This window comes from Gilliamella sp. B3817 (assembly GCF_026536705.1).
Classification (GTDB): Bacteria; Pseudomonadota; Gammaproteobacteria; order Enterobacterales; family Orbaceae; genus Gilliamella; species Gilliamella apicola_I.
Genome location: NZ_JAFNNV010000009.1, coordinates 74,595 through 97,748 on the forward strand (window position 1 = coordinate 74,595; position 23,154 = coordinate 97,748).

Annotated in this window: 16 protein-coding genes and 1 pseudogene; 7 read left to right on the forward strand and 10 right to left on the reverse strand. The window is 37.6% G+C overall.

Annotated elements, in window-relative coordinates:
• The first annotated feature begins 4 nt into the window (after positions 1–4).
• The gene (rplS, locus tag J3U36_RS10000) at positions 5–355 is read left to right on the forward strand and encodes a 50S ribosomal protein L19 (protein ID WP_034900792.1); all 351 of its coding nucleotides are present in this window, start codon (positions 5–7) and stop codon (positions 353–355) included.
• Positions 356–509: 154 nt separating this feature from the next.
• On the forward strand, positions 510–1,118 hold the full coding sequence (locus J3U36_RS10005) for a MarC family protein (RefSeq protein ID WP_267360749.1): 609 nt from the start codon (positions 510–512) through the stop codon (positions 1,116–1,118).
• A 112-nt stretch (positions 1,119–1,230) separates the two neighbouring features.
• On the opposite strand, the gene J3U36_RS10010 is transcribed toward J3U36_RS10005, so the two are convergent.
• The 4 genes from J3U36_RS10010 to lysA are packed head-to-tail and all read right to left on the reverse strand — an operon-like array spanning position 1,231 to position 6,682.
• Positions 1,231–2,640 (reverse strand): amino acid permease, encoded by a 1,410-nt coding sequence (locus J3U36_RS10010; RefSeq protein ID WP_220215874.1) that lies wholly within the window; start codon positions 2,638–2,640, stop codon positions 1,231–1,233.
• Positions 2,641–2,693: 53 nt separating this feature from the next.
• Positions 2,694–3,800, reverse strand: a complete 1,107-nt coding sequence (locus J3U36_RS10015) for an alanine/ornithine racemase family PLP-dependent enzyme (protein WP_267380142.1) — start codon at positions 3,798–3,800, stop codon at positions 2,694–2,696.
• 18 nt (positions 3,801–3,818) lie between these two features.
• Entirely contained in the window at positions 3,819–5,231 is a 1,413-nt protein-coding gene (locus J3U36_RS10020) for an APC family permease (RefSeq protein WP_065559712.1), read from the reverse strand.
• Between the two features lie 53 nt (positions 5,232–5,284).
• The gene (lysA, locus tag J3U36_RS10025) at positions 5,285–6,682 is read right to left on the reverse strand and encodes a diaminopimelate decarboxylase (RefSeq protein WP_065559713.1); all 1,398 of its coding nucleotides are present in this window, start codon (positions 6,680–6,682) and stop codon (positions 5,285–5,287) included.
• Between the two features lie 258 nt (positions 6,683–6,940).
• On the opposite strand from lysA, the gene J3U36_RS10030 reads away from it, so the two are divergent.
• Positions 6,941–8,377 (forward strand): sigma-54 interaction domain-containing protein, encoded by a 1,437-nt coding sequence (locus tag J3U36_RS10030; RefSeq protein ID WP_416379843.1) that lies wholly within the window; start codon positions 6,941–6,943, stop codon positions 8,375–8,377.
• On the opposite strand, the gene J3U36_RS10035 is transcribed toward J3U36_RS10030, so the two are convergent.
• Entirely contained in the window at positions 8,374–9,579 is a 1,206-nt protein-coding gene (locus J3U36_RS10035; protein ID WP_267380145.1) for an NAD(P)/FAD-dependent oxidoreductase, read from the reverse strand. The genes J3U36_RS10030 and J3U36_RS10035 overlap by 4 nt on opposite strands.
• A 368-nt stretch (positions 9,580–9,947) precedes the next feature.
• On the opposite strand from J3U36_RS10035, the gene gltB reads away from it, so the two are divergent.
• Positions 9,948–14,405: a glutamate synthase large subunit gene (gltB, locus tag J3U36_RS10040; protein ID WP_267380146.1), complete on the forward strand. Its 4,458-nt coding sequence runs from the start codon at positions 9,948–9,950 to the stop codon at positions 14,403–14,405.
• Between the two features lie 13 nt (positions 14,406–14,418).
• Entirely contained in the window at positions 14,419–15,831 is a 1,413-nt protein-coding gene (locus J3U36_RS10045) for an FAD-dependent oxidoreductase (protein ID WP_267380147.1), read from the forward strand.
• Between the two features lie 235 nt (positions 15,832–16,066).
• Here J3U36_RS10045 and J3U36_RS10050 read toward each other — a convergent pair whose 3' ends face one another.
• Together J3U36_RS10050 and mazG are read right to left on the reverse strand one after the other, a co-directional pair.
• A complete protein-coding gene (locus J3U36_RS10050) occupies positions 16,067–16,504 on the reverse strand; it encodes a hypothetical protein (protein ID WP_065559718.1) in 438 nt (145 codons plus the stop codon).
• Entirely contained in the window at positions 16,497–17,294 is a 798-nt protein-coding gene (mazG, locus tag J3U36_RS10055) for a nucleoside triphosphate pyrophosphohydrolase (protein ID WP_267380149.1), read from the reverse strand. The genes J3U36_RS10050 and mazG overlap by 8 nt, the downstream gene beginning before the upstream one ends.
• A 228-nt stretch (positions 17,295–17,522) precedes the next feature.
• On the opposite strand from mazG, the gene J3U36_RS10060 reads away from it, so the two are divergent.
• Entirely contained in the window at positions 17,523–19,535 is a 2,013-nt protein-coding gene (locus tag J3U36_RS10060; RefSeq protein ID WP_267380150.1) for an OPT family oligopeptide transporter, read from the forward strand.
• A 277-nt stretch (positions 19,536–19,812) separates the two neighbouring features.
• On the forward strand, positions 19,813–21,735 hold the full coding sequence (locus J3U36_RS10065; protein WP_267380151.1) for an ABC transporter ATP-binding protein: 1,923 nt from the start codon (positions 19,813–19,815) through the stop codon (positions 21,733–21,735).
• Between the two features lie 179 nt (positions 21,736–21,914).
• Here the strand turns inward: J3U36_RS10065 and nusG are convergent, their stop codons facing one another.
• The 3 genes and pseudogenes from nusG to J3U36_RS10080 all read right to left on the reverse strand — a co-directional run.
• Positions 21,915–22,460, reverse strand: coding sequence for a transcription termination/antitermination protein NusG (gene nusG / locus J3U36_RS10070; RefSeq protein ID WP_065559722.1), 546 nt, complete (start codon positions 22,458–22,460; stop codon positions 21,915–21,917).
• Between the two features lies 1 nt (position 22,461).
• On the reverse strand, positions 22,462–22,863 hold the full coding sequence (gene secE / locus J3U36_RS10075) for a preprotein translocase subunit SecE (RefSeq protein ID WP_065559723.1): 402 nt from the start codon (positions 22,861–22,863) through the stop codon (positions 22,462–22,464).
• Positions 22,864–22,999: 136 nt separating this feature from the next.
• Positions 23,000–23,154, reverse strand: a pseudogene (locus J3U36_RS10080) (elongation factor Tu); the annotation flags it as partial.

Sequence of the window (23,154 nt, forward strand, 5' to 3'; positions counted from 1 at the left end):
TATTATGAAAAATGCAATTATTCAGCAATTAGAACAAGAACAAATGAAAAAAGACATCCCGTCTTTTCGCCCGGGTGATACGGTTGAAGTAAAAGTATGGGTTGTTGAAGGTAACAAAAAACGTCTTCAAGCATATGAAGGTGTGGTTATTGCAATTCGCAATCGTGGTTTACATTCTGCATTTACAGTACGTAAAATTTCGAACGGCGAAGGTGTTGAACGAGTATTCCAAACTCACTCACCGATTGTTGATTCAATTACTGTGAAACGTCGTGGTCAAGTACGTCAAGCTAAACTTTACTACTTACGCGAACTTCGTGGTAAAGCGGCTCGTATTAAAGAGCGCCTAAACTAGTTTTTATTGATTAACAATAAAAAACGATTAAAATAGATTAAATTAAATATGGTCACCATTAAGGTGACCGTTTTTATGTGTAACCAATATTTTTTCCCACCAGCTATCGTTGACACAATTCAAGCAATATCTTGGTCGAATAAAAGGTAATACTATGGCTAACTATCTTGTTGAGATTCTTGCCACAACAATAAAATTATTTGCATTAATGACACCACCTGCTGTATTAAGTGCATTTTTGAGTGGTACAAAACTATATGATGAACAAGCACGTCGAAAAACCGCACGTAAGACGTCTTGTGCCGTGTTTATTATTGGCATTGTGCTATTCTTTTTCGGTAATGCGATGTTTAGTATTTTTGGCTTTACTCTCGATGCATTTCGAATTGGATCGGGTGCATTACTCTTTGTAACGGCAGTGGCATTAATGAACGATTCGCCTGACAAAAATAAAATTAATAGCGATGATGATATTAGTGTTGTTCCTTTGGCTATCCCGCTTTGTATGGGGCCAGCATCAATTGGTACGATTATTGTGTTAGGGACAAGTTCAGATGGTTTAGTTCAAAATTTAATTGGTGCGTTATCACTATTCATTGCATCAAGTGGTATTTATGTCATGTTATTATGCTCTAAAACCATCGCTAAAGTTTTAAAAAATACCGGAATTGCAATTTTATCAAAATTAACTGGATTATTGATTTCAGCAATTGCTGCCCAAGTCGTATTTACTGGCGTCGCCGGAATTTTAAATCTTAATTAGTCAGATCATTGAATATATTAGATAATGACAAAGGTCAGATGTTATCTTCTCGGTAATCACTACTACGTTTACGGTAGTGAGTGATTACACCAATCTTATTTAACCAAATAGTTTAGTCATTTGCATGGGGCATAATTAATTTTCTTTTTTTGAAGAAAAAATACGAACTGATAATAATCATAATTAATACCAATTCCGATATAAAAATAAAATAACCGGATTCACCAAACCAAACTCCAATAATGATAATCGTATTAATCACCATCGAAATGATCGCAAGCCATGGATAAAATGGTGATTTAAATTTAATGGTCTCTTGCGGATATTTCCCCTTATTGACCCCTTGACGAAACTGAAATTGACACCAAGCGATAATAATCCAAGCAAAACATCCAACCTGCCCTGTCGCTGCAACCAAATAAAGATAAAGTTTTTCCGCAGCAATGTACTTTGAAAATAATGATACCAGCGCAATAATGGATATAAACAATATTCCTTTGGTTGGCACACCCCGCCTATTTACCTCTGCAAAATATTTTGGTGCTAAATTATCCTGAGACATTGACCATAACATTCTAGAACTGGCATAAATTGCAGAATTAGCTGCCGATATAGCGGCGCAAAAAATCACAAATAACATGACATAAGATGCAAAATTGATGCCTGCTTGCGTAAATACCCAAACAAAAGGGCTTATCTCTTCTTGTGCATTACCATAGGGATAAACAAGTGCCAAAACTGCAATTGCTAAAACATAAAATAGGATGATTCTAAAAGCGACACCTGTAATTATTTTAGGTAAAACGGTTTGTGGTGATTGGGCTTCCCCTGCTGCACTTCCTATCAATTCAACGCCTTGAAAAGAGTAAGTGACAATCGTCATACAGACAAAAATCGCTGAAAAACCGTTAGGAAACCATCCGTTTTCTGTTTTCAATGTTGGTAGCACATGGGTGTCAGCATATTGATGATATAGCAAGTAAATACCTGTCCCGATAAAAGCAATAATTGCCAGAACTTTTATTGTTGAAAACCAGTATTCACTTTCGCCGTAAGCTCGTACCGATGTTAGATGAACAAAGGTTAAAACAATTAAAATAATTAGACTAAACAGATAAATAGGAATAGAAGTGATAAATTGGTGAGCAATAATTGATGCCGCCGTTAAATCAGCCGCCATCGACAGCACCCAACTTAACCAATATAACCAACCTATAGTATAGCTCCAAATGGGATTAGGTATAAACATTAACGCATAGTGCTGGAAAGAACCGGCATGAGGAAATGCGCATGAAAGCTCACCTAAACAGAGCATGGTGGAGAGCATAATACAACCAGCCATCAAATAAGCAATAATCGTCCCTAGCGGACCAACCGTGCTAAGTGGTGCTGCAATACCAATAAATAATCCGGTACCAATCGAACCACCCAAAGAGATCATCAACAGATGCCGATTTTTTAAATTCTTTTTTAAACTAGTGGTACTCGGATAGGAACTTCCTTGATATTCAGATGTTGCCATGTAAACCGCCTAGTAAGGTAAAAAAGCTGCTGGAAACCAGCAGCTAACACGAATTAATAAATAAACCGTTTTTCTACACCATTCGTTTGACATGCCATAAGTAAGGCTGTGTAATCGAGTTCAAAACCAATCATATCACCTACTTTCAGTGTTTCTAACACATCTTCAATATCAACGATGGTATGATCACTGGTTTGCCCCAAAACCGTAATACTATCATCGATAGGTACACAGTTTTCAGCCGGCACATCTTGACGACCAAAAGCAAGTAGTGCACGTTTACGAGTACCATGATCGACAAAGGTTTTACTATTTAAAAAGGCATCGACTCCAAGCTCCCCTACAGGCACGGTTGGCTTACTATTGAGTTCAATAATTTGTGCGTATAGCTTATAGATATCGCTACAGGCTTTATCGACAGGTTTATTGGAATGATGAAATTCATCCAGATATTTCATATCGACATATTCAATACCAAACTCATGTAGACCACCTATTCTGATGTGATTCAATCCTTTAGGCCAAACACCTTTATCTAACAAATGGTAACTAGTACAATTACCCGCAGATAAATATTTGATTTTAATGCCACAAGTTTCCTCTACTTTGCGTGCTATGTGTAAAAAATCAACACCATTTTTAACCGTAGGCAAAACGGTTCCATAGCAGTTAAAGTTGGTGCCAAGCCCATAAAGCTCAACACCCGGTAATGAAAGAATGAGATTGACGGTATCAATAATGTCATCAAGATGCTCAAACCAGATACCTTCTCGTAAATCCCCCATATCCACCATGAGCAACACTTGGTGAATCTTTCGCTGTTTAACGGCTTCATCAGATAAAGCCGTTATGACTTGCTTTTCACTATTTAAGCTAATATCCGCATATTTCACCACGTCGCTGATTTCACTTAAACAAGGACTACGTAATAAACACGTTTTACAATTTAAAGCCTCTTTGAGTTTTTTTAAATTGTAAGTTCTTGATTCAGCAATAACATCAATACCACCCTCTAATACAGCTTTCGCTGTTTCGACACAGCCATCAAATACTTTATTGACAGCCATGACTTCAATGCCGTGTTTAGCTAAAATGTCTTTCTCAACACGAGCATTTTCTTTTAATTTGCGTAAATCAATTTCCAATATGGGTTTGTACATGCTTTACTCCTCTATACCTTACTGTTCGAGCAAACGATTGCGTTTTTGAGCACGATGATATATCCATTCTGCTAATACAATCGCAAGTACAGCGCCACCAACTATCTTAGCAATATACTCAACGTATCCACCCATATCGATTTGAGCTGGTGGTATAAAGACTAAAATCACAGCAAATAGTGTAGATAAGAACCCTAAAGCGGGTAATACCACTGGTAACACTTTACCCGGAATTTTAAAGCTACGTGGTACATCAGGTTGAGTCACTCGTAGTCGATAGTAAGCGATAAACATCACTAAGTAAGGAATGAAATAGCAAATTGTTGTCAACGCCGTCAACATCCAATAAGCTGCAGCAATACTTGGTGATACAAATGTTGAGAAGCAAAGTACAGTAACGATGATTGCTTGAACAACCAGTGCAAATGTCGGTGTTTGATAAACCGGATGTAAACGACCTACACGTTCTCCCAACAAATTATCCTCTTTAGAGGCTTCTTGTAGCATATAGATCGGCCCAACTAACCATGAGTTAATTTGTCCTAAGGCACCAAAGAATAAACATATTGCCATAACAGGTAACAACCAAGGCATATGTAATACATTGGCAGCAGATTGCATCGCTTGCATAACGCCAGCAACAATATCGGTATCTTCGGCTGGTAATAATGTATTGATAGCCCAAGAGCCAATCATATAAATACCAACAATAACAATTGCTGACACAGCCATCGCTTTTGGAAAATCACGTTGTGGATCACGTGTACGCCCGGCAATCATTGGTGCCACTTCAAGCCCAGCAAACGCAAACATCATACTGGATAAAAACACAATCGTATCCCAACTGCCTAAATCAGGAATCCAATCACTTAAATGCGTATAATCGGTTGCCATTGGATGACCAGTCAATAACCAAACAATCGCGAGTAAGACAATAATCGCTGCGGGAATAAATACACCAAGCCAAGCACTCACGCTATTAATAATCTTAGTCCATTTTAATCCCCGAATATTCATCAGTGTTAAAATCCAGAAGACCACCATGGATCCCACCCCAATAAATACTTCATTTTGGGCTAATTCGGGACTAAACATATAACCAATAGCAGTAAAACCAAATTGCAACATCAATGGGAAGAAGAGTACACAGGAAAATAAAAAACAAACCACTACAATCCAAGCGATACGCTTACCAAATGCCTCTTTAACCCAAACAAATATCCCGCCATCTTTTGGCCAACCTGTTGAAAGTTCACCACACACCATGGCTAATGGAAAAAACAAACAAAATGCCGCAATGAGCCAAAGCACCATTGCTGATGCGCCATAAGGAGCAACGTTAGGAATTTGTCGTAAACTCAGTATCGCAATGACATTCATAAATACAATGTCTTTGATACCAAGCAAACTTGAATCTTTAGAATCACTCATAATAACCTCACATTGTAGTATCTGGGGCAACGTGTGCCCCAGATAGATCATGATTAATAGATGTCGTATCCAACCATATCTTCGTAAGTGTCCTCACGGCGAATCAAGCGATCTTTGCCTTTTTTGTCTATCATCACAACCGACGTACGAGGGCGATTGTTATAGACTGTCTGACTTTCAATGGTGTAAGCTCCAGCATCAAGGAAAGCAATAATATCGCCAATGTCGGTATCTTTAGGTAATAAGAACTCTTCACCTTTAACACCAACATGATAATAGTCACCACCATCACACAAAGGACCGGCTAATTTAATATATTCATCATGTGATTCATTAATTCGAGATGCATTATAAACATAGAAGAACCAATCGAAATGTTGACTATCAGATAACACGCTATAACCTGCATCAACAAATTTCCATTCAACATGTTCTTCAATGTTACCGTCTAAATCATAATTCGTTTTACGTTTTTCACAGGCAACTTCTGTTAATAGCACCCCAGCTGAACCGGTAACTTTTCGACCAGGTTCAATACAGATTTCAACATCGGTACGCCATTTATGTACTTCACGAATGACTGCATCAGCAAAATCTTGGGCAGTAATACCGGCATACATATTGTCTTGTAATGGGTTACCGTTTTCGTCATCGTATTTATAAGGAACAGGAATACCACCTCCTACATTAATTAAATCAAACTTAATTCCTAACACCTCTTCTAAACGGCGAGATTCATCAACAAGTACTTTGGTTGCTTTCGCAAAAGGTTCAGCTTCCGGTACTTGATCCCCAACGTGCATATGTAGACCACGTAAATGGACATAAGGCATTTCAAGAATACGGCGACAAGTCTCTTCTGCTTGTTCTAAATCGATACCTGACTTAGCATGATAAGCAGTAACTAATTCAGCGTGTGTTGCTGATGGTACATTCGGTTCAACACGTACACACACATTCGCCACTTTTTTCAATTTTTTTGATATTTCATCGATAATATCAAGTTCATATAAACTATCGACGTTAATAATATACAGATCATTTTTAATGGCATATTCAAGATCAACTGGTTTTTTTACCACACCATTAAACACGATTTGGCTACCCGGAAAACCAATCTCTAAACATTTACGTACTTCAAACATTGAGTTTGCTTCAGCGTAAATACCCGCATCTTTAATGGCTTTGAGTACGCCCATAACCGAACAAGTTTTAGAAGCATAGAAAATTTTTGTTTTTGGATGCGCTTTGAATGCTTGTTTAATTTCTTGAACATTACGATCAATTTCTTTTTCAGAAAACACATAAAAAGGCGTTGGATATTTTCTTGCTAACTCTTCTAAATTAACGCCATCAAAACATAATTTACCGTTTTCAGCACTAAAACGACGATCTTTAGTTATAAGATCGTGACGTAATTTGTTATAATTTGACATAATTTTGTCGGACATATGACCTCCAGTTAATGAGTACTCAAAAAGTACATAAGAAAATAAGTAAAATGGCTTTTCTCTTGTAATGCAATCAGCATGCCAACTTAATAATACAAATAATCAATAAGTTAAACTAAACAATCTAGCAACAATTTTTGTCATTAAGTTAAAAACATGTCTTTATGACAAAAATTTGTCATTTTTTAGTGATAGTCGAAAGGTATTTAAATAAAAGTATGCTATTAAGCAATAATCCAAATTTTATAAGGTACTAATATCATGACAGTTGATCCTGAATTATTACAATCATTGGAAATATTTAAACATTTTTTTGATCTAATACATCAGCCAATGGCCATTATTGATAAAGAAGGTAAATATATTTACTACAATCAGGAAAGTGCAGAACTCGATGGCTATCCTCAAGATAAAGCTATAGGAAAACCATTGCTTAAAGTTTATCCTAATTTACAAAAAGAAGATAGTACTATGTTAAAAGCCTTGCTAGAAGGTAAGGAATATCTGGATAATTATCAATGCTATTATAATCATGTTGGTAAAGTTGTCGATTATTTGCATACCACGGTTCCACTTTACAATCATAACAAACAGATCATTGGCGCAATCGAAATCGGTCGAAATTTATCTAATGTAAGACAATTACAAGATCAAGTTTTTAAACTCAACAGCCGTTTATATCACAGTAAAGAACAATCACTTCCCGAAATCGTATTTGTATCTCAAAAAATGCAATCGGTCATTGATCAGACGAATATTTTAGGCGCTAATGATGTGCCAGTACTCATTGTTGGTGAGACAGGTACCGGTAAAGAACTCTTCGCCCATTTAATTCATCAAACTAGCGACCGCCGAGATAAAGCCTTTATATCACTCAATTGTAGTGCACTGCCTACTACGCTAATTGAAAGTACATTATTTGGTACTGTCAAAGGCGCCTTTACGGGAGCTGAAAATCGCCAAGGTTATCTAGAACTGGCCAACGGTGGCACACTATTTCTTGATGAACTAAACGCCATGCCACTTGAAATGCAAAGCAAGTTATTGCGATTTCTACAAGAAAAAACCTACTGGCGACTAGGTGGCAATAAAGAACTGCATTCTGATGTTCGCATTGTGGCCGCCATGAACGAATCACCCGCAGATCTTTTAAAAAACGGTAAAATGCGCAGTGATCTGTTTTATCGATTAAATGTGGGATTAATAAAACTTCCTGCACTACGTGAACGGACAGAAGATATTCCTGTTTTAGCTCGCTATTTTATTGATAAACACCAAGATGAGATAAAAGTAACCATCAGTGGTATAAGTAAGCATGCTTTGAAACAATTGATGTCAGCACCATGGCCAGGCAATGTACGTATGCTTGAAAATGCAATTGTCCGAAGTATGGTTTTACAAAATGAACCCGGAGAATTACAACATATCGTTCTTGATGAAGAGCTATTTGAAATTGAAAGCCCTCATCAGCAAGCAGATGTCATGACAAAAATCGATGATTCTGCCACAAATTTTTCTCGATTTAGGGATTTAACAACCCAAGTGGAAAACTATGAGCGACAATTGATTATCGATGCGTTAAATCAAGCTAACGGAAAAATTATCAATGCCGCTAAATTATTAAATGTTTCGCGTACTACATTACAATATAAGGTCAAAAAGTACCATATTCAAATGGGTGTAATGAATCATTAACATTGATGGCTAACAGTTTTTTCATCCAATGCCTTCGCACATGCAAAGGCACTGCTCCAAGCCCACTGAAAATTATAACCACCTAACCAACCCGTTACATCAACCACTTCGCCAATAAAATAAAGATTCGGCTGTGACTTGGTCGCCATTGTTTTTGATGATAATGCATCGGTACTCACCCCGCCTAATGTGACTTCAGCCGTTCGATACCCTTCGGTTCCGTTTGGTACAATATGCCACTTGGTTAATGTGTCAAAAAGACGCTGTTGTTGATGCAAATTGAGTTGTTTCACAGTGATATCTGTAATCATATCCAGTTGTATCAATGCTTCTACTACTCTTTTAGGTAAAATTTGTGCTAAACAATTTTTCAAAGTCTGGTTACGATTTTTTTCTAATAACGGTTTAAATGATGATTCAAATGTCATATCTGGTAATAAGTTGATCGTAATGGGTTCACCCACTCGCCAATAGTTGGATATCTGTAAAATGGCGGGGCCTGAAAGCCCTCGATGAGTAAATAATAAATTTTCTTTAAAATGCATTTGCTCATAAGTCACTTCAACCGGAATAGAAATACCGGATAGTTGCGATAACACATCTAATAAGGATTTATGTAAGGTAAAAGGCACCAGCCCAGCTTTGACCGGTACAATTGGAATGGAAAATTTTTCTGCCACTTTATAACCTATTGAAGTCATACCGAGTGCTGGCATCGATAACCCGCCTGTAGCAATAATCAGGTTTTGACAACTCAGCATACCTTGCGAAGTCTGCAATTTAAATCCATCTTCAACCGCTTCGACGTCATCTAATTGCGTTTGCATCATTAGGTTAACTTTTCCTTTTTGACACTCGCTAAGCAGCATATCGACAATATCTTTGGCTGAATTATCACAAAACAACTGACCATGATCTTTTTCATGATAAGCAATATTATATTGATTAACTAATTGGATAAAATCCCATTGGTTAAATCGTTTCAAGGCTGATTTACAAAAATGACGATTTTCAGAAATGTAATGGTGCGCATCCACATCAAGATTAGTAAAATTACATTTTCCGCCACCCGACATTAAGATCTTTCGTCCCGGTTTTTTTCCGTTATCAATAACGGTCACACGATGCCCTTTTTGCCCTAATAATCCAGCACAAAATAGACCCGCAGCCCCTGCTCCAACAATTGTAATATTAGTTTGCATAATTAATAGTTAAAAATAAGTGTTAATAAATTATAACAGCATCAGTTCTGGATGTGACATTCTCTATGAGTTTATAGATTTAAACATACACTAAAAATGAAAGTTTTTTACAAATAAGAAAAAGAATTTATGATTATTATACAATTTATTTTAAAAATGACGCATTAATAAAGAATAAATAGTTTAATAATCAATGAAATAAAATTAATTATTAGCTTCATTAATAACTCCAGTACAACTTATTAAAAGATTGACTTATAAGTAATATTTATTTGACCAAAATAGCATTTTTCTTTAATTTCTTAGCCAATATGGGATTAATGCCTATACCTTCACAAATTATAAAGCGATGAATTAGAGGCAATGATATGTTATATAACCAGCATCATGAAAAAGATAACTGCGGATTTGGTCTGATTGCTCATATTGAAGGGCAACCAAGTCATAAAGTGGTGCGCACCGCTATTCACGGATTAGCAAGAATGCAGCATCGAGGCGCAATCTTATCTGACGGTAAAACCGGCGATGGCTGTGGACTTTTATTACAAAAACCAGATCGATTTTTTAGATTAGTAGCGCAAGACGCAGGTTGGCGTTTAGCAACTAATTATGCGGTAGGCATGCTGTTTCTTAGCCAAGATGAGCAAGAAGCACAAGCAAGCCGTCAGATTGTAGAAGAGGAATTAGCTGACGAAACGCTATCAATATTAGGTTGGCGAGAAGTGCCTATTGATAAAAGTGTTTTAGGTGAAATTGCATTATCTTCACTTCCTAAAATTGAACAAGTCTTTGTCAATGCGCCAGCAGGATGGACGAAAATTGATTTAGAACGCCGTTTATATATGGTTCGCCGTCGCATTGAAAAACGCGTACAAGACGACACCTTTTATGTTTGTAGCTTTTCGAATCAGGTTAATATCTACAAAGGCTTATGTATGCCTAAAGATTTGCCTCGATTCTATTTAGATTTAGCCGATATTCGAATGGAAACGGCGATTTGTTTATTCCATCAACGTTTTTCAACCAATACCGTTCCACGTTGGCCACTTGCTCAACCGTTTAGACATTTAGCGCATAATGGTGAAATCAATACCATTGAAGGCAATCGTCAATGGGCAAAAGCCCGTTCCTATAAATTTAAAACACCACTGATTCCTGATTTACAAAATGCGGCTCCGTTTGTGAATGTCACAGGGTCTGATTCCAGTTCACTGGATAACATGTTAGAACTGTTCCTTGTCGGTGGGATGGATATTGTCAGGGCGATGCGCTTATTAGTACCACCGGCATGGCAAAATAATCCCGATATGAATGAAGATCTTCGTGCCTTCTTTGACTTTAATTCGATGCATATGGAACCGTGGGATGGCCCAGCAGGTATTGTTATGTCAGACGGTCGCTATGCCGCATGTAATTTAGATCGAAATGGCTTACGTCCTGCTCGTTATGTTATTACCACCGATAAACTCATTACCTGTGCTTCTGAAATTGGTATTTGGGATTATCAACCTGACGAAGTCGTCAGCAAAGGACGAGTTGGGCCGGGTGAGTTATTAGTTATCGATACCGAAGAAGGTCGTATCTTACAATCGTCCGAAACTGATAACGATTTACAAAAACGTCACCCATACAAAGAGTGGATGGCCAAGAATGTAAAACGTCTGATTCCAGTTGAAGATCTTCCTGATGATGATATTGGCTCTCGTGATTATGATGATACGTTACTAGCTACTTACCAAAAACAGTTTGGTTATAGTGCAGAAGAAATTGATCAATGTATTCGTGTCTTAGGTGAAAATGGGCAAGAAGCAACAGGTTCAATGGGCGATGATACGCCATTTGCTGTCTTATCAAGTAAACCTCGATTAATCTATGATTATTTTCGTCAAAAATTTGCGCAGGTAACCAATCCACCTATTGATCCATTACGTGAAGCTCACGTCATGTCTCTATCAACTAGCATTGGTCGCGAGATGAATGTCTTTGCTGAAGCCGAAGGTCAAGCACATCGAGTCGCGTTTAAATACCCTGTTTTGGTTTACTCTGATTTCCAACAATTAACTGCATTGGAATCACGTTACTATCAATCAGAAACACTAGATATTACTTACGAAATCGATGGTAGCTTGCGTGATGCCATTGAACAATTATGCGGTGATGCCGAAGCCAAAGTACGTAATGGTACCGTATTAATCATTTTGTCCGATAAAAATATCGCAGCCGATCGATTACCGATTCCTGCCCCAATGGCTGTAGGTGCAGTACAGCAACGTCTAGTTGAAAAAAACTTACGCTGTGATGCCAATATTATTGTTGAAACCGCAAGCTGTCGCGATCCACACCAATTTGCCGTGCTGCTTGGTTTTGGTGCAACGGCTATCTATCCTTATTTAGCTTACGAAACCCTAGCCCAAATGGTCGACAATGGCACGATAAATAAGTCTTACCGTGAAGCCATTATCAACTACCGCAATGGTATTAATAAAGGCTTGTACAAAATCATGTCTAAAATGGGGATATCCACTGTCGCCTCGTACCGCTGCTCAAAACTTTTTGAAGCGGTTGGTCTGCATAAAGATGTGGTAGAACTTTGTTTCCAAGGTGTGACTAGCCGTATTAGTGGTGCAAATTTTGATGATTTTGCTCAAGATCAGTTCAATTTATCGAAAAAAGCATGGTTACGCCGTAAACCATTAGACCAAGGTGGTTTACTCAAATTTGTCCATGGCGGCGAATATCACGCTTATAATCCCGATGTAGTTCAATCGTTACAAAAAGCGGTTAACAATGGGCGTTACGAAGATTATAAGCTTTATACCGATATCGTTAATAATCGCCCGCCAGCGACATTACGGGATTTATTAAAACTTAATCCCCCTGAAAATGCAGCAATTTCGTTAGATCAGGTTGAACCTGAAGAGTCACTATTCAAACGTTTTGATTCGGCGGCGATGTCAATTGGTGCATTAAGTCCTGAAGCTCATGAATCGCTTGCTGAAGCAATGAACACATTAGGTGGCTATTCTAATTCAGGCGAAGGAGGTGAAGATCCTGCTCGGTATAACAGTATAAAAGTGTCACGCATAAAACAAGTCGCATCAGGTCGATTTGGTGTAACGCCGGGCTATTTAATGAGTGCTGATGTGATTCAGATCAAAGTAGCGCAAGGTGCAAAACCGGGTGAAGGCGGTCAATTACCTGGTGACAAAGTAACCCCTTACATAGCTAAATTGCGTTTTTCCGTACCCGGGGTGACATTAATCTCGCCACCACCGCATCACGATATTTATTCAATCGAAGATTTGGCACAATTGATCTTTGATCTTAAACAAATTAACCCTCAAGCAATGATTTCGGTGAAATTAGTGTCCGAACCTGGCGTAGGAACTATTGCAACTGGGGTCGCAAAAGCTTATGCCGATTTGATCACGATTTCGGGATATGATGGCGGTACCGGTGCTAGCCCATTAACGTCAGTCAAATATGCTGGCTCACCATGGGAACTGGGTTTAGTTGAAACACAGCAATCATTGGTTGCTAATGGTTTACGTCACAAAATTCGTTTACAAGTTGACGGTGGGTTAAAAACCGGTACAGACATTGTAAAAGCGGCAATTTTAGGTGCTGAAAGTTTCGGCTTTGGTACGGGGCCAATGGTGGCTTTAGGTTGTAAATATCTACGTATTTGCCATCTAAATAACTGTGCCACAGGTGTTGCGACACAAGATGAAAAATTACGTAGTGACCATTACCATGGTTTACCTGAAAAAGCGATGAACTATTTCCGTTTTATTGCACGTAACACAAGGGAAGTCATGGCAGAACTTGGCGTAAGTCGAATTGTTGATTTAATTGGACGTACCGATTTACTGTTAGAGCTTGATGGTATTACGGCTAAACAACAAAAACTGGATTTATCAGGATTACTTGAAACTGCGACACCAGTAGAAGGCAAACCCGTCTACTGTATTGAAGATAATAAACCGTTTGATAAAGGTGTATTGAATAAAGAAATTATTACTCAAGCACAACAATTTGTGGATCATCGTCAAAGTAAAAGTTTCTACTTTGATATTCAAAATACTGATCGTTCGGTGGGAACTAGCTTATCAGGTTATATTGCCAAAAAATATGGTGATCAAGGTTTAATTGCCGATCCAATTTCACTCAATTTCACCGGTACTGCCGGGCAAAGCTTTGGTGTTTGGAATGCTGGTGGCGTAAATTTAACCCTAACAGGTGATGCCAATGACTACGTTGGTAAAGGCATGGCTGGGGGTCGCATCGTCATTCGACCACCTCAAGGCTCGGCATTTTTAAGTCATGAAGCAACCATTGCCGGTAACACCTGTCTATATGGTGCAACAGGCGGTAAATTGTTTGCAGCAGGACGTGCTGGTGAACGTTTTGCCGTACGTAACTCTGGTGCAATTAGCGTGGTTGAAGGTATCGGCGATAACGGCTGTGAATATATGACAGGTGGCATTGTCTGTGTCTTAGGTAAAACTGGTGTTAACTTTGGTGCTGGCATGACTGGTGGATTTGCTTATATTTTAGATGCCGATGGTGATTTCCATAAACGGATTAACCAAGAACTTGTTGAAATGTTAAACGTTGCTGATTATTCGATTCATGAAGAGCATCTACGAGGCTTAATCATGGAACATGCTCAACTAACCCACTCTTCACGTGCTGAAGAAATTTTAGCTAACTGGGAAGATTTCGCTAAACAATTTGTATTAGTTAAACCTAAATCCAGTGATGTAAAAGCGCTGCTCGGTCATCGAAGCCGATCATCAGCAGAACTTCATGTTCAAGCACAATAAGGAGAGCACGGAAATGAGTCAAAATGTTTATCAGTTCATCGATTTACAACGTGTTGATCCACCTAAAAAATCGTTGAATATTCGAAAAATAGAGTTTGTTGAAATTTATGAGGGATTCTCGGCTTCACAATCACAAGCCCAAGCCGATCGCTGCTTAGCGTGTGGGAATCCTTATTGTGAATGGCGTTGTCCTGTTCATAACTATATACCTAATTGGCTAAAACTGGTGAATGAAGGCAAAATTTTAGAAGCGGTTGAGCTTTCCCATCAAACAAACAGTCTACCAGAAGTGTGTGGTCGGGTTTGCCCTCAAGATCGGCTTTGTGAAGGCTCATGTACTTTAAATGCTGAGTTCGGTGCAGTAACTATTGGTAACATTGAACGTTATATTACCGATGAAGCCTTTAAACTGGGTTGGAAGCCTAACTTGTCTAATGTTGAAAAAACAGGGTTAAAAGTTGCAATCATTGGTGCAGGGCCTGCAGGACTTGCATGTGCTGATGTGTTAGTCCGTAATGGTGTGACGCCCGTTGTTTTTGACCGTCATCCTGAAATAGGTGGACTATTAACCTTTGGTATTCCTGCCTTTAAATTAGATAAAGAAGTGTTGATTAATCGTCGACGTATCTTTACCGACATGGGTATTGAATTTCGGCTGAATACCGAAGTGGGGAAAACGGTACAATTAACGGACTTACTCAATGAATTCGATGCTATTTTTGTTGGAACCGGTACTTATCAATCAATGCGAGCCGGTCTAATGAATGAAGATGCGGATGGTGTTTATGATGCCCTTCCATTTTTAATTGCCAATACCAAACATATTATGAAGCATAATCAAAGCGATGATACGCCTTACATTGACATGAAAAATAAGCGTGTTGTGGTTTTAGGCGGTGGTGATACAGCCATGGACTGTGTACGGACGTCAATTCGTCAAGGTGCAATTGAAGTCATCTGTGCTTATCGTCGAGATGAAGCCAATATGCCCGGCTCTAAACGAGAAGTAAAAAATGCGAAAGAAGAAGGTGCACAATTCCAATTTAATGTGCAACCCCTCAGTATTGAAATTAACAATACAGGTCAAGTTACTGGTGTCAAAATGGTTAGAACAGAACTCGGTCAACCCGATGCAAATGGTCGCCGTTCGCCAGTGATTATCGAAGGATCTGAATTCATACTTCCTGCCGATGCTGTTATTATGGCATTTGGTTTTAAACCTCATGCCATGCCTTGGTTATCAGAACATGGTGTCAATTTTGATACTCAAGGTCGTATTGTTGCCCCAGAAATTAAAGGCTACCAAACCAGCCATCCAAAAATCTTTGCTGGTGGTGATGCAGTAAGAGGATCGGATTTAGTGGTGACTGCCATTAGCGAAGGTCGCAAAGCGGCAGATGGGATTTTAGATTATTTAGAAGTATAAAGCGATTGACTAAGTTAACCTTATGCCCATACCCTACTGAGCGGGAGTAAGGTTTACTACTCAATATTTATTGATCTGTCTAAACCATAACGTTTATTGATTACAACCTAAATATCGTTATTTATCGGATTGAAATTGCCAATGAATATTTACTTTGATAATTGGCATTAAATTACCATTAGCTGATACCATGAATTTGTATCAGCTAATAACCTTTGATTATTGGATTACTTGGCTATAAATAGACAACCTGAGAACCATTTTCAGGATTTTTAGTCGCCTCAGCAAACCCTTCTAAGAAAAAGGCAAGATGATCTGCTTCATCCCCTAAAAGGCGCCCTTTGACTTTATTCCAAGTTAATAACACGATAGCCGCTTGTGGTTCACAACTAATTAACATCGGTTGTTCAAGTTCTTCATTCCAATAAAACTCACCGCCGTATAATTTTTGGGCTGTCAGTAATAAATAACATCCATACTCTTGAGCAATCATATTAAGCTGTTCTTCAGGAATACTAAAATTTTTCTCAGCTAATTCACCAATAATCATTTCAACGACAGAAATACTTTTTTCGGAATAATCGAGTTGATTGATACTCCACGTTGGACTATGTAAAATGGCATTTTGAGCCCATGCTTCGATTTCTTGATATAATTCATTTTTTTCAGTCATATTTATTTACTTCGCTAGTTGATATTTCCAATTGTTTAACAAGTTGCCATGCGGCTTCCATTTCTTCAAGTGTTGCATCCGTTAAACGACGATTATTTTGTTTCAGTATTGCTTCAACTTGTTTAAATCGACGTTCAAATTTATGATTTGCCCGTTGTAAACAGAGCTCCGATTTAACTTTTAGATGTCTGGCTAAATTGACGGTCGCAAAAAACAGATCCCCCAGTTCTTCCTCGATTTTTGATTGATCTTGTACCGTTTTATTAAGCTCATGTTCTACTTCGTCGAGCTCTTCCTTAACTTTATCTAAAACAGGTGTTAACTCCTGCCAATCAAACCCAACCGATGCACAACGTTTTTGGATTTTTTCGGCTTTCATTAAAGCAGGAATGGCGTTAGGTATGTCATCTAACAATGAATATTGTGCGCGCTCGTCACGCTCTTTTTGTTTTAATTGTTCCCAATTCGGTTTTTCAGTTGTCTTCTCATCAAAAATATGCGGATGACGACTAACTAATTTATCAGCAACAGCTTGACAGATATCCTCAAAATCAAACTGACCTTGTTCACTGGCAAGATCGGCGTAAAAAACAATTTGAAACAATAAATCGCCCAATTCTTTTTTGAGTTCATTCATATCCTGTTTATCTATCGCATCAAGAACTTCATAAGTTTCTTCTAGTGTATAAGATTTTAATGAATCAAAAGTCTGCATGCGATCCCATTCACAACCGTCAATAGGGTCACGTAATTGTTTAGTAATTGCAAGTAAACGCTTGAGTGGGTTCACAATCTATCTCACCAATCGTAACGGAACATTAATCTAATCAGTGTATCATAAATTTAAACTGTTTTTATTTTCAATAGTGAATTTATACTATTGTAAATATAATTGTCTATTATTTATCCTGAAACACGCACAAAAAAGATTAAATTAGTTGAGTTATCATAACTTCTAGCCCATAAAGCTGAATTAAGTATATAATAACCGCATATTGAATTAACTTTACGATAATATATGAATAATTTACGAGAACTTACACTTCGAGGCACAATTCTTGGTGCTTTTATTACAATTATTTTTACTGCATCAAATGTGTACCTTGGTTTAAAAGTCGGATTAACCTTTTCTTCGGCTATTCCTGCCGCTGTCATCTCAATGGCAATCTTAAGACTATTTTCAGGATCAACCATATTAGAAAATAACATGGTACAAACTCAAGCTTCTGCTGCCGGAACGCTATCATCTATTATATTCGTTCTACCTGGATTATTGATGATTGGTTACTGGCAAGATTTTCCATTTTGGTTAACTTTTGCCATTTGTGCCGCTGGGGGAATGCTTGGGGTACTATTCTCAATTCCATTGCGTCATGTGATGGTAGTCAAAAGTACATTACCTTACCCTGAAGGTGTTGCTGCCGCTGAGATTTTAAAAGCAGGCTCGAAAACAGACAGTAATGATGCTTCTGCCAACGAAGGATTGAAAGATATTTTAGTGGGAGGCGTTATCGCTTCTACTGTCAGTTTATTGACCAATGGTTTTCGGGTTTTATCTGAAAGCGCTTCATACTGGTTTACCGGTGGAAAATCGATTTTTCAATTGCCTATGGGGTTTTCATTAGCACTTCTTAGTGCAGGTTACTTGATTGGAATTGTATCTGGGATTGCCGTTTTAATAGGAACCATTATTGCCTGGGGATTTGGAATTCCAATTTTAAGTGCAATGACAGATTATGATACAACGCAACCTCTGGCAAATATTGCAATGGGACTTTGGGCTAAAGATATCCGTTTTATTGGTGCAGGAACGATTGCTATTGCGGCAATTTGGACATTATTAACCTTAATCAAACCAGTTATTGAAGGTTTAAAAACATCATTCAAAACGTTACGTTCAGATGTATCTGTGAATGATATTGCACCGACAGAACGTGATCTATCACCTAAATCAATCTTTTTGATTATGGCAGGTATGGTTATTATTTTAGTCGTTACGTTTTACTCATTTATTTCAGATAGTGGTTTATCGACGGGCGTTGCATGGATACTGGTTATTTGTGCTGTTTTATTTGCTTTTATTATGGGCTTTCTTGTTGCAGCTGCTTGCGGATATATGGCAGGATTAGTCGGATCGTCAGCTAGCCCTATTTCAGGTATTGCAATTGTTGCCGCTATCGTGATATCACTTATCTTACTTGGATTAGGTGAAGCAAATAATATACTTTCCACGACTGAAGGCACAAACTTTGCGACAGCCTTAGCGCTATTTACAACCAGCGCAGTATTAGCCGTTGCTTGTATCTCAAATGATAACTTGCAAGATCTTAAAACGGGTTACTTGGTTAATGCCACACCTTGGAAACAACAAGTTGCATTACTAATAGGTTGTGTTGTTGGTGCCATTGTTATCGCACCTATTTTAGAAATCCTCTATAACGCATATGGTTTCACGGGCGCATTACCACGACCAGATATGGATCAATCACAAGTTTTAGCTGCACCTCAAGCAACACTGATGACAACCATTGCCAAAGGAATCTTTTCACATAAACTTGATTGGACAATGATTCTAATTGGATTAGTCGTTGGAACCGTGATTATTATCATTGATCTTCTTTTGGCGAAAGCAAAATGTAAATTTCGCTTACCCGCACTAGCTGTCGGTTTAGGTATCTATTTACCACCAACGATTACTGCCCCAATTTTTGTCGGTACATTGCTATCATGGATAATTAAACGTAATGCTTATGCTAAAGCTCAAAAATACAATTTAAATCCTGAAGAACAATTTAAAAAAGTGGATCGTAAAGCGGCATTAATTTCTTCGGGATTAATAGTTGGTGAAAGCTTAGTTGGTGTCTTATTAGCGATCGTTATTGTTATTAGTATCACGCAAGGTAAAGGTGAAGCACCATTAGCAATAGACGCTGATTTAGGCTTCTTACCACAATATTTAGGTTTAGCTGTCTTTGTGGGTATTTGCTTGTATATTATTCGTCGAGCATTATCCGCAATTAAAAAACAGTAATAATTTATATTTAAGCCCTTTATTGCTTAAAATAGAGGGCTTGATAAAATTTAAACCCTCACTATATATAAATTATTATCCTACTTTTGTGACTAGATTAAATGATAACCTTTTCACTATCTGGAAATATTTAATAGCACGCTCAACCAATTATTACCACAAGTTAAAGTCTAAAATAATAAAACTTTCACTTTGCCCATTAAACTTTTTCATTTTGCATAACTTTCAATATTTGTTAGCATAACCCAATTTATTTTACATATTAAACAGCAAAATCATGATAGTATTTGATTCCATTCAAGTTCGCTTAGGCATTAATCTACTTTTAGATAATGCATCTGCTACCATTAATCCTAAACAAAAAGTAGGGTTAGTTGGGAAAAATGGTTGCGGAAAGTCCACCCTATTCTCATTAATAAAAGGCGAAATTCAAACGGATGCAGGCAGCTTAAGTTTTCCATCACAATGGCAATTAGCTTGGGTTAACCAAGAAACCCCCGCGCTAGATATACCCGCTATTGACTATGCTATTGATGGTGATCGTGAATATCGACAGCTAGAACAAAAGCTAGCTATCGCCAACCAACACAATAATGGTGAGCAAATTGCTAATATTCATGAAAAACTGGATAACATTGATGCATGGACGATACGAGCAAGAGCCGCCACATTATTACATGGTTTAGGATTTTCTAACGAGCAACTACAATTACCAGTTAAATCCTATTCAGGTGGTTGGCGTATGCGTTTAAATCTAGCTCAAGCACTCATGTGTCGTTCAGATCTACTACTACTTGATGAACCAACCAATCACCTTGACTTAGATGCGGTTATTTGGCTAGAAAAATGGCTGAGTAATTATCAAGGTACATTAATTTTAATCTCACATGATCGTGATTTTTTAGATCCATTAGTCAATAAAATTATTCATATTGAACAAAAAAGTTTGTTTGAATATACCGGTAACTATTCATCATTTGAAGTTCAACGTGCAACTAAATTAGCGCAGCAACAATCTCTTTATGAAAGCCAACAACAAAAAGTCGCACATTTACAAAGTTACATAGACCGCTTTAGAGCAAAAGCGACCAAAGCCAAACAAGCTCAAAGTAGAATAAAAATGCTAGAAAAAATGGAACTCATTGCCCCTGCACATGTAGACAATCCTTTTCATTTTAATTTTAAACCTTCTGAATTTTTGCCAAGTCCATTACTGATGATGGACAAAGTTGTGGCAGGCTACGATGATAAAATCGTGCTTGAAAAAATTAAATTAAATCTTGTTCCGGGTTCACGCATAGGCTTACTGGGTCGTAATGGTGCTGGTAAATCAACCTTAATAAAATTATTAGCGGGCGAACTTCAACCTAAAGAGGGGCATATTAATCTCGCTAAAGGTGTTCAATTAGGCTATTTTGCTCAACATCAATTGGAATATTTACGTGCCGATGAATCACCACTTTGGCATTTAACTCAGCTTGCTGATCCAAAAATAACTGAACAAGAATTGCGTAACTATCTGGGTGGATTTGATTTTCATGGTGATAAAGTGAATGAACCAGTTAAAACATTTTCTGGCGGTGAAAAAGCTCGATTGGTTTTAGCGCTAATTGTGTGGCAAAAACCGAATCTATTATTACTTGATGAACCCACTAACCATTTGGATTTAGATATGCGTCAGGCATTAACTGAAGCACTTATAGGCTTTGAAGGTGCTTTAGTCGTTGTATCACATGATCGCCATTTATTGCGCTCGACAACGGATGAATTTTATTTAGTGCATGATCACAAAGTCGAACCATTTGATGGCGATCTTGATGATTACCAAAAATGGCTTGCCGAAGAACAAAAAGCAGAAAATAAACCGGAAACCGTTAACGTAGCCAGTAAAAATGATAGCATTCAAAATGTTTCCGCCACCGATCGCAAAGAACAAAAACGCCGTGAAGCAGAATTAAGAGCACAAATGCAACCCATTAAAAAAGAGCTACAAAAAATGGAGCAAAAACTTGAGCTATTAACTGAGCAATTACAAAATATTGAACAGTTACTAGCAGATCCTGCTATTTATGAAAACGATAAAAAAACAGCGTTGACCGAATTACTACTTAAACAAAGTAAAATTAAAAGCGAACAAGAAGACACTGAAATGAACTGGTTAGATTTACAACAACAACTTGAAGATTTTCAATTAAACTAACTTTGTATTTAAGATACAAAAAGAGAAGCACACAAAATATTAAGAGCATGAGTCTTAATTCAATCGCAATAAGTTTCAGGTTGTTAATCGTATTTTAACTATTTATTTTGTGCAAAAAAAATCACAGCCTTTGCTGTGATTTTTTTATTCTTAATTGAACTAAACTTATTCAATTAAAATTAACTTTTTTCAACTTGACTAAAATCAAGCTCAACAGGTGTTGAACGTCCAAAAATTGAAACTGAAACTTTCAGGCGACTTTTTTCATAATCGACTTCTTCAACCACACCATTAAAGTCTGCAAATGGACCATCATTAACACGTACCAATTCGCCTGGCTCAAATAACGTTTTAGGACGAGGTTTATCACCAACTTGTTGTAAACGATTCATAATAGCATCAACTTCACGTTGGCTTATTGGGGCTGGTCTGTCAGAAGTACCGCCAATAAATCCCATGGTTCTTGGTACACTTTTAACTAAGTGCCAAGTTGCATCATTCATCATCATTTCAACTAAAACATAACCGGGAAAGAATTTACGCTCACTTTTACGACGTTGACCACTTTTCATTTCAACAACTTCTTCGGTAGGCACAAGCACTTCACCAAAAGAATCTTCCATATTATGTAACTTGATATATTCACGTAGTGATTGTGCAACACGTGCTTCATAGCCAGAATAAGCTTGAATAACATACCATCGTTTTTGTTGTATTTCACTCATATTAACGTCCTATTGATGTTAAATAAAAGACGACCCAACGGAATAAAGTATCCATTCCCCAAAGGGCTAAACCAACGACTACTGTAACAGCCACAACGAGCATAGTTGTCTGTGTAGCGTCTTTACGAGAAGGCCATACCACCTTTCTTAACTCTTTTCTTGAATCCTGTAAAAATGCAAGAAATGACTTACCTTTAGTGGTTGTAAGAGCAATAAATAAAGTGAAAAGTGAAATTACACTAACCGTAATAATGCGGACGATTGTATTAGGTTGATATATATCATTTGCTTGAGCAAAATAGGAATTTCCCCAAACAATAATTGCAATCAATACTAAAACTAAACCCCATTTGAGTTTATCTAGAACCGAGTTTGTAGCTTGACTTTCGTTACTTACTTGCATATAAAACCTATGAGTATGTTATTTATAATAATATCTATTTTCCAAAATGCTCTTTTTAAAATAAAAACATTTTGCTAAACAGACCAGATAAGAAAGGGCATCGCATGATACCCTTTCAACAGTTATTAAATATAAATTATTTAATAACCTTAGCAACAACACCCGCACCAACTGTACGACCACCTTCACGAATCGCAAAACGTAAGCCTTCTGCCATCGCGATTGGGTGAATTAATGATACTGACATTTTGATGTTATCGCCTGGCATTACCATTTCTACGCCTTCCGGTA